This is a genomic window from Streptomyces sp. NPDC051051 (assembly GCF_040682975.1).
Classification (GTDB): domain Bacteria; phylum Actinomycetota; class Actinomycetes; order Streptomycetales; family Streptomycetaceae; genus Streptomyces.
The window spans coordinates 65,583-79,905 of record NZ_JBFBCB010000016.1 but is presented as its reverse complement, the minus strand read 5'-3'; the positions used below and the strand labels follow the sequence as shown (position 1 = coordinate 79,905).

Genomic DNA, 14,323 nt, shown 5'->3' with positions numbered 1-14,323 from the left:
GCGTTCGCCGGGACACATCGTCGTGCGGCGGCGTCGGCCGACGCTCGGGCCGCGTCGGCGCGGCGGGCGTGGCCGCAATGCAGCGAACAAAATTGTTGACAATCTTGTTTGGCTAGATTTAGGTTCGACAGGCACTCACTCAGGGAGGGCAACGATGCCGAAAGAAGCCCGTCCGAGCACCGGGGAGCAGGCCAGGCAACACGCGCTCGCGCAGTTGCGGCAGGCGATCCTGCACGGCGAGATGGCACCGGCGCAGCGGCTGGTGGAGAACGAGCTCGCCGAGCAGTTCGGTGTGACGCGGGCCAGCATCCGCGCCGCGCTCATCGATCTGGAGTCCCAGGGGCTCGTCGAACGGATCCGCAACCGCGGCTCGCGGGTGCGGGTGGTGAGCGTGGACGAAGCGGTCGCCATCACCGAGTGCCGGATGGTCCTCGAAGGGCTGTGCGCGGCGAAGGCCGCCGTCGCGGCCGACGACGACCAACTGGACCGGCTGACCGACCTCGGCACCGCGATGAGCAAGGCCGTGGCCGCCGGCGAGCCGGTGACCTACTCCGAGCTGAACCACGAACTGCACGTCTGTATCCGGGAGTTCTCCGACCAGCGGACCGCGCAGGAACTGCTGGAGCGGCTCAACGCGCAACTGGTCCGGCACCGCTTCCAGTTGGCACTGAGGCCGGGGCGTCCGCAGCAATCCCTGAACGAGCACCTGACCATGATCGAAGCGATCAGGGCCAGGGACCCGCAGGCGGCCGAGGCGGCCGTCCGCGCCCACCTCACCAGCGTGATCGAGGCACTGCGCGACTGATCACGGCTGCGCGGGCGGGCGCCCACCTGTCACCACGGCGACCGATCCGAAGGAACGCGCCGGTGTCCGGAGCGCGAGCGTGCGTGCGGCCCGCAGGGCCGACCGCGCGGTCGCGGTCTTCCCCGGACGCCGGCGGGAGCGCTCCGGAGGCGAGTCGCCCCACAAGGGAGATTGCAGCATGACCCAGGCCACAGCGCCCGCCCGCCCACCCCGATCGACCCTCGTCGTCACCGCGCACGCCGGTGACTTCGTGTGGCGGGCGGGCGGTGCCATCGCCCTGGCCGCCTCGCGCGGGGAGAAGGTCACCATCGCGTGCCTGACCTTCGGCGAGCGCGGCGAGTCCGCCAAGGCGTGGCGCGAGGGCAAGCGGCTGGACGAGATCAAGGCGATGCGCCGCGACGAGGCCGAACGCGCCGCCGCCACCCTCGGCGCCGAGGTGCGTTTCTTCGACGCGGGCGACTACCCGCTGGTCGCGACCGCGGAACTGACCGACAAACTGGTCGAGGTCTACCGCGAGACCCAGCCCGACGTCGTCCTCACCCACCCCGCGGAGGACCCGTACAACGGCGACCACCCGGCCGCCAACCGGATGGCCCTGGAGGCCCGTGTCCTCGCCCAGGCCATCGGCTATCCGGGCCCCGGCGAGATCATCGGCGCCCCGCCCGTCTTCTGCTTCGAGCCGCACCAGCCCGAGATGAGCGGCTTCCGGCCCGAGGTCCTCCTCGACATCACCGAGGTCTGGGAGACCAAGCGCAAGGCCATGGAGTGCCTCGGCGCCCAGCAGCACCTGTGGGACTACTACACCGACCTCGCCGTCCGCCGCGGCGTCCAGCTCAAGCGCAACGCAGGTCCCAACCTGGGCCTCGCGCACAGGACGATGGCCGAGGCGTACATGCGCCCCTACCCGCAGATCGCGAAGGAGCTGGCATGAGCGGCGTGATCGTCACCGGCCCGCCGAAGGCGGATGCGAAGGACGTCGAGGCGCTGGCCGCCTTCGGGGTGGCCACCGTGAGCGAGGCGATGGGGCGAAGGGGCCTGCTGGGCCCGGAGATCCGGCCCGTCCAGCAGGGCGTACGGGTCGCGGGCACCGCCGTCACGGTGCTCAGCTGGCCCGGCGACAACCTGATGATCCACGCGGCCGTCGAGCAGTGCGGCGAGGGCGACGTCCTCGTCGTCACCACCACCTCGCCCTCCACCGACGGCATGTTCGGCGAACTGTTCGCCACCGCGCTGCAACAGCGCGGCGTGCGCGGCCTGGTGATCAACGCCGGCATCCGCGACACCCAGGAGCTGCGCGAGATGGACTTCCCGGCCTGGTCCCGTGCCGTCTGCGCACAGGGCACGGTGAAGGCCACCGGCGGCTCGGTGAACGTCCCCGTCGCCGTCGACGGCCAGGTGGTCCGCCCCGGTGACGTGATCCTCGCCGACGACGACGGTGTCGTGGTCGTCCCGCGCGAACGCGCCCGGGCCGTCGCCGAGGCGTCCGAGGCCCGCGAGGCGAAGGAGGCGAAGTCCCGCACCGCGTTCCTCCAGGGCGAACTCGGTCTGGACCGCTACGGGTTGAGGGACACGCTCAAGCGGCTCGGCGTCGAGTACCGGACGTACGAGGAGTACGTCTCGGACGCGGGGGAGTCCTCGTGAGCGGTGTGCCCGAGGAGGTGCCGTGTCTGCTGATGCGGGGCGGCACCTCCAAGGGCGCCTACTTCCTCGCCGCCGACCTGCCGGCCGGACCGGGTCCGCGGGACGACCTGTTGCTGCGGATCATGGGCAGTCCCGACGAGCGCCAGATCGACGGCCTGGGCGGCGCCCACCCGCTCACCAGCAAGGTGGCGGTGGTCTCGCCCTCCGCCGACCCGGACACCGACGTCGACTACCTGTTCCTCCAAGTGGGGGTCGACCGAGCAGAGGTGACGGATCGTCAGAACTGCGGGAACATCCTCGCCGGCGTCGGCCCGTTCGCCGTCGAGCGCGGACTGGTCCCGGCGGGCCCGGACGAGACCTCGGTCCGCATCCGGATGGTCAACAGCGGCGACCGGGCCACGGCGACCTTCCCCACGCCCGGCGGCCGGGTGGACTACACCGGCGAAGCGGAGATCTCCGGTGTGCCGGGTGCCGCGGCGCCCGTGCTGATCGAGTTCCCGCCGGGCCCCAGCCCGCTCCTGCCCACCGGCAGCGTCCGCGAGGAGATCGACGGCGTCCAGGTGACCTGCGTGGACAACGGCATGCCGACGGTCCTGATCGCCGCGACCTCCCTGAAGCTCACCGGCTACGAGCCGCCCGCCGAGCTGGAGGCCGACCGGGGCCTCGCCGACCGGCTCCACCGGATCCGGCTGGAGGCGGGCCGCCGGATGGGGCTCGGGGACGTGACGGACGCCACCGTGCCCAAGCTCACGCTGCTGGCCCCGCCCCGCGACGGCGGCGCCGTCACCACCCGCACCTTCATTCCGGTGCGCTGCCACCCCTCCATCGGAGTGCTCGGCGCGGCGGGCGTCGCGGCGGGCCTTCGCGTCGAAGGCGGCGTCGGCGCCGAACTGGCGGACCTCGCGCCCGGCAGTGACCGAATTCGCATAGAACATCCCACCGGATTCCTGGACATCGAAAGCAGCCTCGGCACCACCCCCGAGGGCCTGCCCTCCGCCCGCCGCACGGCCGTGGTCCGCACGGCCCGCAAGATCTTCGACGGCACCGTGTTCCCGCGGTCCGCCGGGACGGCACCGATCCACCCGCGCCCCCTTGGAGGTCAACGATGACTCCGCCGCTCGGCGACATCGCGCACATCGGCCACACCCAGCTGTTCACCCCGGACCTGGACGCCAGCGTCGGCTTCTTCACCGACTACCTGGGCCTCACCGTCAACGGCCAGGACGGCGACACGGTCTACCTGCGCACCTACGACGACTACGAGCACCACAGCCTCGTCCTCACCGCCCGTGACACCCCCGGCCTCGGCCGGCTCGCCCTGCGCACCTCCAGTGAGGAGGCGCTCCGGCGCCGGGTCGAGGCGGTCGAGGGGGCGGGCGGCACCGGCCGCTGGGCCGAGGACGAACCCGGCCTCGGCAAGCTGTACGTCACCACCGACCCGGACGGCCACGAGCACGCCCTGTACTGGGAGAGCGAGCACCACCGGGCCCCCGACGAGCTGAAACCGGCGCTGAAGAACCAGCCGCAGGCCAAGCCCAACCGCGGCGTGGGCGTGCGACGACTGGACCACGTCAACTTCCTCGCCGCCGACGTCCTCGCCAACGCCGAGTTCCAGCAACACGTCCTCGGCGCCCGGCCCACCGAGCAGATCCGGCTCGACACCGGGAAGATCGCGGCGCGCTGGCTGACGTACACGAACAAGTCGTACGACGTCGTCTACACCTCGGACTGGACCGGCAGCGCCGGGCGGCTGCACCACGTCGCCTTCGCCACCGACACCCGCGAGGACATCCTGCGCGCCGCCGATCTCGCCATCGACACCGGTGTGTTCATCGAGACGGGGCCGCACAAGCACGCCATCCAGCAGACGTTCTTCCTGTACGTCTACGAGCCCGGCGGCAACCGGATCGAACTGTGCAACCCGCTCACCCGCCTGGTGCTCGCGCCCGACTGGCCGCTGATCACCTGGACCGAGGAGGAGCGCGGGAAGGGCCAGGCCTGGGGTCTGAAGACCATCGAGTCGTTCCACACGCACGGCACCCCGCCGGTCGCGTAACACCCCTCCCAGGCACCACGGACGGCCCCTGACGGCCCTCCGGCGGCTCTTGCCGGGCCTCGCCGCCCCGATGCGGGACTCATCGTCGATGAGATTGTTGACAAAAGTGTTGACGAAAATCGCCGCAGGTCTCTAGCGTCGGGGCACCCCGCCCGCACGAGAGGAAACGAAGATGTCCTCCTCCCCCTCCCCCCTGTCCGCCCGCGGCAGCAGACTGGCCTTCCTGGTCGTCGGTCTGTGCTGGCTGGCCGTCCTCTTCGACGGCCTGGACATGTTCATCTACGGCTCGGTCCTCCCGCACCTGCTGGAGACCAAGACCTTCGGCCTCACCCCGGACCAGGCCGGCGACCTCGGCAGCTACGCCACCTTCGGCATGCTGGTCGGCGCCCTCACCGCGGGCACGGTCGCCGACCGGATCGGCCGCAAGAAGCTGATGGTCGCCTGCGTGACCCTCTTCTCGCTGGCCTCGGGCCTGTGCGCCCTCGCCGACGGCGTCGCCGTCTTCGGCCTCGGCCGGACCCTCGCCGGCATCGGCCTCGGGGGACTGCTGCCGACCGCGATCAGCATGGTCTCCGACTACGCCCCGCGCGGCCGCGGCGCCATCGTCATCGGCCTGCTGATGACCGCCCACCACGCCGGCGGCATCCTCTCCGCCTACGTCGCCAAGTGGCTCGTCGACCCCGTCGGCTGGCGCGCGGCGTTCTGGGTGTGCGTGCTGCCGCTGCTGTTCGCCCCGGTCCTCGTCCGGTTCCTGCCCGAGTCGCTGAGCTTCCTCGTCGCCAAGGGGCGGACCGAGGAGGCCTGCGCACTGGCCGCCCGCTACGACGTCGAACCGCCCGCCGCCAAGCCGGCCGCGGCGGGCGCGGGCGACCGCTGGACCAACCTGGTCGGCCTCTTCCGCGACGGCGAGTGGACCCGGACCCTGCTGTACTGGCTGGCCTCCTTCGGCGGTCTGCTCCTGGTCTACGGCGTCGCCACCTGGCTGCCCACCCTCATGCGCGCCGAGGGGTACGAACTCGGCTCCGCGCTGTCCTTCGTGGTCGTCTTCAACCTCGGCGGCATCGTGGGCATGCTGGTCGCCGGCCGGGCCGCCGACCGCTTCGGCGCCCCGCGCATCTCGGCGGTCTGGTTCGCGCTGACCGCCGCCGGCGTGTACCTGCTCAGCGTGCACATGCCGATGACGGTCACGATGATCGTCGTCTTCCTCACCGGCGTCTTCCTCAACAGCGCCCAGACGATGATCTACGCGACGGTCTCCATACGCTCCGACCCGCACACCCGCGCCACCGCCGTCGGCTGGACCTCGGGCATGGGCCGCTTCGGCGCCGTCTTCGGCCCGTGGCTCGGCGGTCAGCTCCTCGCCTCGGGCCAGGGCGACCGGGGGTTCACCGCCTTCGCGCTCGCCGGTGTCTCCTCCATGGTCTTCATCGGGATCGCGGCCCTGCGCACCCCGCGGACGGCTGCCGAGGACAGCCCGCGCGAGCAGCCGCTGGCCGCGCACTGACCGGCCGGGCAGCCGGTCGGGGGCTGCCCGGCCGTCGGGCCTTTCCGACAGGTCACCCCGGGCCCCGGGCCTCTCCGGGTCTTCCCGGCAGGGCCCCCGGCTGCCGGCCCGGCCACGGGGACGCGACACGTGGGCCAGGCCCCGCGGGCACGCACGGACGCCGGCCACCGCACCGCAGAGGTGACGGGGGCCGGCGTCCGGCGTACCACCGCCACCCGAGAAGGCGGGGCGCGACCTGACGGAACGCGCCGGGAAGCCGGGCGTCGCCCCGCCCGCGGCGACCGGACAGGGGACGGCGCCCCCTGCGGGACGGAACGCCCCCGTCCCGCGGGACCGGGGCGTGGCGCGAGGCCCCTCCCTCAGTCGCGCCGCGCCACGATCCGGTAGGCGTTGGACAGGCCCAGCCGGTGCGACAGCGGCCGGACCGCGAACCGGTCGAGGAGGGTGCCCGCGACCAGCGCCGGGACACCGGCGAGGAACAGCGCGGCCCGCAGCGCGCGGCGTGCCCTGCCGGGCGGCTCGGGCAGCCAGGGCGCGTCCTCGCGCGGCGCCGCGTGGTCCAGCGACAGCCATACGGCCGCCAGCAGGTCCACCGGGTCGTGCGCTTCGGCGTGCTGCTCCGCGACCACCGTGAACCCGAGGTCCGCCAGCCGCTCCCGCAGGTTGGCGACCGGCACGAAGTGCAGGTGCTGCGGCTGGAGCCACGGCAGCCACCACCGCCCGAGGAGGCGGGCGTACCGGCTTTCCGGGTCCGGGACCTCGATCAGCAGGTGCCCGCCGGACCGGACGGCCTGCCGGGCCGCGCGCAGCTCCCGGTCGGGGTCGGTGCTGTGCTCCAGGTAGTGGAACATGCTCACCACGTCGTAACGGGCGGCCAGTTCGGGCGCGAGGTCGGGGAAGGCGCCCCGGTAGCCGTGCCGCACCCGGCCCTCGCGCTCGGCGAGTTCGACGCCGTCGGTGAAGTCCAGTCCGTCGAACGCCGTGCCCGGCAGGACCTGACCGGCGACCGCGCAGAAGTGCCCGTGCCCGGTGCCGACGTCCAGCCACGTCTTCGGCCCGGCGTCGTGCGGCAGCATCGACTCGGCCCGCCCCCGGTACATCTTCGTGCGCCCGCCGAAGGTGTCGCCGAGCTTCTTCTCGCCGAGCCCGTCGTAGAAGTCCCGGTAGTAGAACTCCAGCCCCTCCGCGCCGAGCCGGGGGTTCTGGAAGGTGTGCCTGCAGTCCTCGCAGCGGTCCAGGACGAACCGGCCCGGCTTGTGCTGGAGCAGGTCCGTGGTCCGCAGCCGCGTGGTCAGCCGGGCCGAACCGCACCAGGGGCAGTCGGTGCGGCGCGGCTCGAAGAAACGGCCCACGCCCGCCGCGAGATCGTCCTGGTAGCCGGGCCGCAGCGCCGCGATCCGCTCGGTCCCGTCGCTCATCGCGCCTCCCCGGCGAGTTCCTCGAGACGGTCCGCGGCGGCCGACGCCCCGCCGGCGGCACGGAAGGCGGCCCCGATCCGTTCGGCGGCCGCCCGGTGGCCGGGTGCGTCCAGTACGGCGTCCAGGGCCGCGCCCAGCCGCTGTGCGCCGACGCGGCCGAACCGCACCCGCACCCCGGCCCCCGCGTCCGCGACCTGCCCGGCCACCACCGGCTGGTCGTCGCGGATGGGGGCCACCACCAGCGGGATGCCGTGCCACAGCGCCTCGCACACCGTGTTGTGCCCGGCATGGCAGACCACCGCGGCCACCCCCCTCTCCAACAGGGCGAGTTGGGGAACGGACGGGACGACCAGGACGTCCTTGTCACCGGCCGGCGGCGGACGCAGGGCGCCGCCGGGATCGACGACCACCCCCTGCACCCGGTCCGCCCGTTCGCGCAGCGCCGCCACGCACACCTCGAGGAAGCGGCCGCCGACGTCGGTGTTCGCCGTGCCGAGCGTCACCAGCACGGCCCTGCGTCCGGCGTCGAGCCACTCCCAGGGGAAACCGGCCGCGGCGGGCCGGGCCGCGATCGAGGGGCCGACCCAGCGGACGCCCTCGGCGGGGCCCGCCAGCTCCGGCGCGCTGAAGGCGAGGACGAGCCACGGCGAGAACCGCGGGTCGGCGCCGCCGGCAGGGTTCCCGACCGAGGCCCGCAACCGCCCGAGCCGTTCCTCCAGCCACGCGCGGACCTTCGGCAGCCCCGCCAGCGGATCGGTGAACTCGGCGGAGGTGGTCGCCGAGGTCGCCCACGGCACGCCCAGGCGTTCCGCGACCAGGGCGCCCGCGAAGGCCTGCTGGTCGGCGACCACCACGTCCGGCCCGAACCGCTCCACGGCCGCCCGCACCCCCGGCGCCATCGCCTCGGCGAGCGGCAGCAGGTACCACTCCCACAGGAATCTCAGCGCCTCGGGTCCGCGCAGCTCGGGCGGCCGGCTCCCGTCCGGCGCCCCGGCACAGGCGAACACCTCGGTGCCCGGTCCCGCCAGCCGTCGGACCAGCGCGGGATCGGGGCACGCCCACGCCACCCGGTGCCCCCGTCCGGCGAGGGCGGCCGCCACGCCCACGGCCGGGTTGATGTGCCCGGTCAGCGGCGGCACCACGAACAGGTATCGGCTCACCGGACCTCGGCCCCCGCCCGCTCGGCCTTCCGCGCGGGGACGCCTGCGTGGCCGCCCGGTACCTCGGCCTCCCGCACCAGCGCCAGGACGTGGCCGCCCACCGCCGCGGCCGCCTCCACCAGCACCGAGTGCTCGTGTCCCGGGATCACCACGGTCCGGCAGTCCGGCAGCAACTCCTGGAGCCAGGGCGCCAGTTCGGCGAGGTCGGAGTCGCCGCCGTAGACGCCGAGCACCGGGCAGCGCACCGCCGCGATCTGATCCTCCGTCAGCACCCGGCTGGCCGGGATGTCCCTGCCCAGCGTGGTGTCGCGGGCAAGGCGGGCCGCGCCCCTGGCCAGCCGGGCGGTGTTGTGGCCGCGGTGCGCGGTGATCCAGGCGATGGCGTCGGGCTCGTTGTGCGCGAGCTGCGTCACCACCCGGTCGAGGATGCCGCCCAGTTTCACCGCCCAGGCGGCGGTGGCCGGTTCGGACTCGACGAGGGTGACGCTCGCCGCCCGCTCCGGATGGCGGGCCGCGTAGCCGAACGCGACCGTCCCGCCGTAGGAGTTGCCGACCAGGTGCACCGGGCCGTCCACCGCGAGGCGGTCGAGGAGCGCCTCCAGGTCGTCGACGTTGTCGTCCAGGGTGTAGCCGTCGGCGGGGCGTTCGCTGCGGCCGTGGCCGCGCAGGTCGTACATGACCACGTCCAGGCCCGCGGCGGCGAACGCGGGTGCCACGGTGAAGTAGTAGCTGGCCAGGCTGTCGGTGAGCAGGCCGTGCACCAGCACCACGGTGGCGGTGGCCGGCCGGCCGTCGCGGGGGCCGAGCCGCTGCACGTGCAACCGGACGGCGCCGGTGTCGACCATGGCCATCGTCAGCTCGCCTCCGCGGTCTTCAGGCCCGCCACGACGTACTCGACGAGCCGTCCGACGGTCAGCTCGATGATCTCGTCGAACTCCATGCCGGCCAGGAACTCGGCGAAGTTGATCCGGTCGCCGTACCGCTCCTGGAGCAGCCCGGCCAGGGTGACCAGGTCGATGCTCTCCAGCTCCAGGTCCCGGTTGAAGGTGGTGTGCGGGCCGATCTCGACGTCGTCGAGGCCGTACTCGTCCGCCATGAGCCGGCCGAGCATCTCCGTGAGGTCGGCGAGGACGGTCGTCTCGTCGGCGGCGGTGGGGGTGTGGGGGGTCATCGGTCGTACTCCTTCGCTTCGGTGGGACCTGTCGTCCAGGCCACGACGTACGCGCGGTCCGGCAGGTGGGGCGGGTTGGCGGCCGGTGCGCAGTGCACGGTGTAGGCGCGTTCCAGGCGGCCCGCGACGGTCAGCCGGTCGCCGGCCGGGGCGGCGTCGAGGACGGCGAAGTCCCGCGGCCGTCCGCGCAGCCCGGTGCCCTCCGCCTTGGCGACGGCCTCCTTCGCCGCCCAGAAACGCGTGAACCACCACGCCTCGGAGCCGTCGGACGCCCCGTCGGACGTCAGTGCGCGCAGCAGCCGCAGCTCGTCCCGGCCGAGGGCGGCGGCCAGGGTCTCCGGCGTCCGGTCCGTGACCTCCTCGACGTCGATGCCGGGACCCGGCCACGGCGTGTGGGGCCGCACGATCGCCACGCCCGCCTCCGCACAGTGCGCCAGCGACACGTCCAGCGGCGGCAGGACCCGGCCGTGCACACCGGTGACGTACGGCCGGCCCGCCTCGTCGTTGTGCACCCGCAGCTCGGCCGGGAAGACCGGCCCCTCGCCCTCCTGGTCCCACAGCCACCGCCGTACGGCGTCCTTGACGGCGATCCGGCCCAGCAGCCACTGCCGGCGGCCCCGGGGGGCGTGTTCCGCGTACTGCACGCGCTCCGGACCGGCCAGTGAGTTGCGCATGATCAGCTCGCGGGACGCCAGATCGGGCCAGCGTTCGTGGAGCAGCGACCAGCCGCCCGGACGGGCCTCGGAGAGGGTGTTGCGCTCCGGGAAGCGCTCGACGGGACGGGTCTTCGGGTCGTTGTCGAAGCGGCGGTCCTGCCAGCCGTACAGCTCCGCCCACACCGTGCGGCCGACGGTCAGCTGGATGTCGGCCTCCAGGGACGTGTCGGTGAGCGAGGTGATCCGCACCAGGCATCCCACCGGGGTCCCGGGCGCCGGATGCGGCCCGTGGAAACGCATCTCGCGCATGCCGACCGGGAACACGACGGTGCGTTCCGTGCGGGTCGCCATGATCCAGTAGCCGAGGATCTGACCCACGTTGTCCAGCAGGGCGCCGGGCGCGGACGGGGTGGTGATCACGCCCCGGACGTGCCGGTCGCCGATCGCGGTGAGCTCGGTGACGCCCTGGAACGCCGGGCCGTGGAACATCCAGCGCTCGGCGTACAGCCGGCCGGCCGTGTGCTCGGGGACCCGCTCGGCGGCGGTGCCGGCCGGCCAGGGGGCGGGCGGGGCCGGGTGGGCGGCGGCGAGTTCGACGGTGGCGCGGGCCCGCGGGCCGAAGGAGACCGCCAGCCGGTCGGGACCCTCGGGGACCGCGGTGACGGGCACGTCGACGGCGGGGGTGGCGGTGAGCCACTCCTCGAACCGCGCCCCGTGCACGGCGACCGGCACCCGGCCGGGCGCGGCCTGCCGTGCCGCGTCCATGATGTGCTGCACGATCGTCGTCGCCGGCACCACCGGCCACCGGTCGGAGACGTCCGGCCAGCCGGGCCGCTGCGGGAAGAAGCAGTGGTCCAGGAGGTACGGCATCGTGTCGGGGGAGACCCGGACGGTCGTGCGGTACGGGCCGGACGGCGGCGGGGTGAGCGGCCGCCCGGTGAGCGGCGGCCGGGTGAGCGGCGGCGGCGCGGCGGGATGCCCGGCGCGAGCCGGTGCGGTCAGCAGGGCGGCCGCGGTGTCCGCCGTGTCCTGGAGCAGCGCGGACAGCTCGGCGGCGACCGGCGAGCCGGGCACGAGGGCGTCGAGGGAGCCGAGGGCGGCGGTCCCGGGGCTGTTCGCCGTCCGCCCCAACCCGGCCCGCAACGAATCCAGTTGATCGGGCGGGAGTGACACCAGGCCGCCATCCAGGTCCAGTTCGACCGGCTGCCGCCGGGACCGCACGTTCCCGGCGCGCGCCGCCGGTGCCGGCGCCGGGGCCACCTCGGCGCCCGCCGCCCACAGCGCGGTGGCGACCCGGCGGAGCTGGGCGAGGCCGGTGCGGTGCGGGGAGTTGGCGGCGACGACGAGATGGTCGTGGCCGCCGAGCGTGTCGCCGACGAGGGAGCCGAGCTGCCCCGGACCCACCTGGACGAACACCCGGTGGCCCGCCGCGTGCAGGGCCTCGGCGAGTTGCCGGAAGCGGACCGGTTCCAGCAGGTGCCGGACGAACAGCTCCCGCACCCCCGCCTCGTCCTCGGGGAAGGGCGCGGCGGTCGTCCCCGACCACACGGGGGTGTGCGGCGGGTGCAGCCGGAACCGTCCGGCGGCCTCCCTGATCGGGCCGAGGTGGGGTGCCAGCATCGGCGTGTGGAAGCCGGAGCGGAACGGCAGCACCTGGCTCAGCACGCCCCGGGCGCGGAAGTCCCGCACGAACTCCCCGACCGCCTCGTCCGGGCCGCACACCATCGACTGGCCGGGCGCGTTGTCGTGCGAGAGCACCAGACCGGCCCCGGCCCACCGCTCCTCCCGCAGCGCGGCCAGCACGCGCTCCGCGGGCGCGCCGACCGCCCCGAAGGCAAGGCCCGGCACGGTGAGGGCCGCGGGGTCGAAGTCCGCCATGAAGGCGTCGACCTCGTCCCCCGCGTACAGCCCGCCCGCCGCCATCGCCGTCCACTCGCCGAGGCTGTGCCCGGCGACCGTGTCCGGCACGATCCCGGCCCGGCGCAGCGCCGTGTCGAGGAGTCGGCCGACGGCGACGACGCCCAGCCCGTGCCGGCCGAGGTCGCGGGCGCCGTCCTCGGCGACCGCGGGCACGGACAGCCCGAAGTGGTCGGCGACGTCGTCCACCCGGGGGGTGAAGTCGCCCTCCAGACCGGGGAAGAGGAAGGCCAGCTTGCCGCCGCCCGCGCCCAGCAGGGGGCCGGGCCGGAACCAGACGTCGCTGCGGCCGTGCCAGGCACGCCCCTTGGCGACCGCGCGACGGGCCAGGGCGAGCCGTCTGTCCGTCGGGCCGACGATCCCGAGCCGGACCGGCCCGGCCTCCGGGCGGGGCCGGGCCGGATCGAGTCCGGCGGCGCGCACGGCGCCGTCGTCGGCGTCGAGCAGGGCGGCGAGCCCCTCGGGCGAGTCGGCGGCCAGCAGGAGCACCGGCTCGGTTTCGGCGACGTGGGGTGCCGGGCGGGCGACGCCCTGGCCGCGGCCCCCCGGCATCGGGTGGGCGGCGGCCAGGCCGCGGCCCCCCGACGGCTCCTCCAGCACCACGTGCGCGTTGATCCCGCCGAACCCGAACGCGTTGACCGCGGCCCGCCGGACCGGCTGATCCGGGGAGGTCTCCCAGGGGGCGGCCTTCCCCAGCGTGCGGAAGCGGGTGCGGGCCAGCGCCGGGTGCGGGTCGTCGCAGTGCAGGGTCGGCAGCAGCGTCGCGTGGTGGACCGCGAGGGCGGCCTTGACCAGTCCGGCGACGCCGGCGGCCGGCATGGCGTGCCCGATCATCGACTTCACCGAGCCGAGCACGGCCTCGCCGTCACCGGGCCCGAACACATCGGCCAGCGTGGCCAGTTCGGCCCCGTCGCCGGCCGGGGTGGCGGTGCCGTGCGCCTCCAGCAGGCCGATCGCACCGGGTGCGGCCGGATCGAGCCCGGCCGCCCGCCACGCCTGCCGTACGGCCTGTGCCTGGCCGCCCGGATCGGGGTTGACGAGCCCGGCCGCCCGGCCGTCGCTCGCCACGCCGGTGCCCCGGACGACGGCGTAGATCCGGTCGTCGTCGCGTTCGGCGTCGGCGAGCCGCTTGAGGACGACCACGCCCGTGCCCTCGCCGATCAGGATGCCGTCGGCGTCGCGGTGGAAGGGCCGGATGCGCTGGCTGGGGGAGAGGGCGCGCAGCTGGGAGAACACGCTCCACAGCGTGATGTCGTGGCAGTGGTGGACGCCTCCCGCCAGCATCAGGTCGCAGCGGCCGGTGGCGAGTTCGCCCACCGCCTGGTCGACGGCGACCAGCGAGGAGGCGCAGGCCGCGTCCACCGTGTAGGCGGGGCCGCGCAGGTCGAGCCGGTTGGCGATCCGGGAGGCGGCGAGGTTGGGCACCAGGCCGATCGCCGACTCGGGGCTGTCGGACCCCAGCCGGTCCGTGAACGCCTGCCGCACCCGGTCGAGTTGGCCCGGCGACAGGTCCGGCAGCAACTCGCCCAGGGTGCGCACGAGCTGGCCGGCGGTCCGCACCCGCTGGTCCAGCCGGACCAGGCCCGGGGTGAGGTAGCCGCCCCGGCCCAGGACGACGCCGGCCCGCCCCCGGTCCGCCAGGCGGTCCGCACCGCCCGCGTCGTCGAGCGCGGCGGCGGCCACGTGCAGCGCGATGAGCTGGTCGGGTTCGGTCCCGGCCACCGAGTTCGGCATGATCCCGAACCGGGTGACCTCGACCTGCGCGAGCCCGTCCACGAACCCGCCCCGCCGCGCGTACACCCGGTCCGCGACGGCCGGTTCGGAGGCGGTGCCGGGACGGTAGTAGTCCGCGTCCCAGCGCCCGTCCGGCACCTCCCCGACGGCGTCCACGCCGTCCCGCAGGTTCCGCCAGTAGGCGTCCAGGTCGGGGGCGCCCGGCAGCAGCACCGCCATCCCGACGATGGCGACCGGTACCTGACGTGGCGTCACGGCGGC

11 protein-coding genes are annotated in these 14,323 nt (G+C 74.5%); 6 read left to right on the top strand and 5 right to left on the bottom strand.

What is annotated here, in order from left to right:
* Nucleotides 1-154: 154 nt before the first annotated feature.
* The 6 genes from AB0N31_RS14790 (at nucleotide 155) to AB0N31_RS14765 (ending at nucleotide 6,006) form a co-directional block, all read left to right on the top strand.
* Complete coding sequence (locus tag AB0N31_RS14790) at nucleotides 155-805, top strand: GntR family transcriptional regulator (RefSeq protein WP_366058749.1); 651 nt, start codon at nucleotides 155-157, stop codon at nucleotides 803-805.
* A 178-nt stretch (nucleotides 806-983) separates the two neighbouring features.
* The gene (locus AB0N31_RS14785) at nucleotides 984-1,736 is read left to right on the top strand and encodes a PIG-L deacetylase family protein (protein WP_366058748.1); all 753 of its coding nucleotides are present in this window, start codon (nucleotides 984-986) and stop codon (nucleotides 1,734-1,736) included.
* Nucleotides 1,733-2,446: a 4-carboxy-4-hydroxy-2-oxoadipate aldolase/oxaloacetate decarboxylase gene (locus tag AB0N31_RS14780; RefSeq protein WP_366058747.1), complete on the top strand. Its 714-nt coding sequence runs from the start codon at nucleotides 1,733-1,735 to the stop codon at nucleotides 2,444-2,446. The genes AB0N31_RS14785 and AB0N31_RS14780 overlap by 4 nt, the downstream gene beginning before the upstream one ends.
* Entirely contained in the window at nucleotides 2,443-3,555 is a 1,113-nt protein-coding gene (locus AB0N31_RS14775) for a 4-oxalomesaconate tautomerase (protein ID WP_366058746.1), read from the top strand. Before AB0N31_RS14780 ends, AB0N31_RS14775 begins: the two co-directional genes overlap by 4 nt.
* A complete protein-coding gene (locus tag AB0N31_RS14770; protein WP_366058745.1) occupies nucleotides 3,552-4,502 on the top strand; it encodes a catechol 2,3-dioxygenase in 951 nt (316 codons plus the stop codon). Before AB0N31_RS14775 ends, AB0N31_RS14770 begins: the two co-directional genes overlap by 4 nt.
* Before the next feature lie 172 nt (nucleotides 4,503-4,674).
* A complete protein-coding gene (locus tag AB0N31_RS14765) occupies nucleotides 4,675-6,006 on the top strand; it encodes an aromatic acid/H+ symport family MFS transporter (RefSeq protein ID WP_366058744.1) in 1,332 nt (443 codons plus the stop codon).
* Nucleotides 6,007-6,365: 359 nt separating this feature from the next.
* Here AB0N31_RS14765 and AB0N31_RS14760 read toward each other — a convergent pair whose 3' ends face one another.
* The 5 genes from AB0N31_RS14760 to AB0N31_RS14740 are packed head-to-tail and all read right to left on the bottom strand — an operon-like array spanning nucleotide 6,366 to nucleotide 14,317.
* On the bottom strand, nucleotides 6,366-7,424 hold the full coding sequence (locus AB0N31_RS14760; RefSeq protein ID WP_366058743.1) for a class I SAM-dependent methyltransferase: 1,059 nt from the start codon (nucleotides 7,422-7,424) through the stop codon (nucleotides 6,366-6,368).
* Nucleotides 7,421-8,584 carry a glycosyltransferase gene (locus tag AB0N31_RS14755; RefSeq protein WP_366058742.1) on the bottom strand — a complete coding sequence of 388 codons (1,164 nt, stop codon included), beginning with the start codon at nucleotides 8,582-8,584 and terminating at the stop codon, nucleotides 7,421-7,423. Before AB0N31_RS14755 ends, AB0N31_RS14760 begins: the two co-directional genes overlap by 4 nt.
* A complete protein-coding gene (locus AB0N31_RS14750) occupies nucleotides 8,581-9,435 on the bottom strand; it encodes an alpha/beta hydrolase (RefSeq protein ID WP_366058741.1) in 855 nt (284 codons plus the stop codon). Before AB0N31_RS14750 ends, AB0N31_RS14755 begins: the two co-directional genes overlap by 4 nt.
* Before the next feature lie 2 nt (nucleotides 9,436-9,437).
* Entirely contained in the window at nucleotides 9,438-9,755 is a 318-nt protein-coding gene (locus AB0N31_RS14745; protein WP_366058740.1) for an acyl carrier protein, read from the bottom strand.
* A complete protein-coding gene (locus tag AB0N31_RS14740) occupies nucleotides 9,752-14,317 on the bottom strand; it encodes a beta-ketoacyl synthase N-terminal-like domain-containing protein (protein WP_366058739.1) in 4,566 nt (1,521 codons plus the stop codon). Before AB0N31_RS14740 ends, AB0N31_RS14745 begins: the two co-directional genes overlap by 4 nt.
* Nucleotides 14,318-14,323 lie beyond the last annotated feature (6 nt).

Coding starts and splice junctions, on each gene's coding strand:
- AB0N31_RS14750 (WP_366058741.1), bottom strand. CDS start 9,435: ATGGCCATGGTCGACACCGGCGCCGTCCGGTTGCACGTGCAGCGGCTC.
- AB0N31_RS14770 (WP_366058745.1), top strand. CDS start 3,552: ATGACTCCGCCGCTCGGCGACATCGCGCACATCGGCCACACCCAGCTG.
- AB0N31_RS14745 (WP_366058740.1), bottom strand. CDS start 9,755: ATGACCCCCCACACCCCCACCGCCGCCGACGAGACGACCGTCCTCGCC.
- AB0N31_RS14760 (WP_366058743.1), bottom strand. CDS start 7,424: ATGAGCGACGGGACCGAGCGGATCGCGGCGCTGCGGCCCGGCTACCAG.
- AB0N31_RS14765 (WP_366058744.1), top strand. CDS start 4,675: ATGTCCTCCTCCCCCTCCCCCCTGTCCGCCCGCGGCAGCAGACTGGCC.
- AB0N31_RS14790 (WP_366058749.1), top strand. CDS start 155: ATGCCGAAAGAAGCCCGTCCGAGCACCGGGGAGCAGGCCAGGCAACAC.
- AB0N31_RS14785 (WP_366058748.1), top strand. CDS start 984: ATGACCCAGGCCACAGCGCCCGCCCGCCCACCCCGATCGACCCTCGTC.
- AB0N31_RS14780 (WP_366058747.1), top strand. CDS start 1,733: ATGAGCGGCGTGATCGTCACCGGCCCGCCGAAGGCGGATGCGAAGGAC.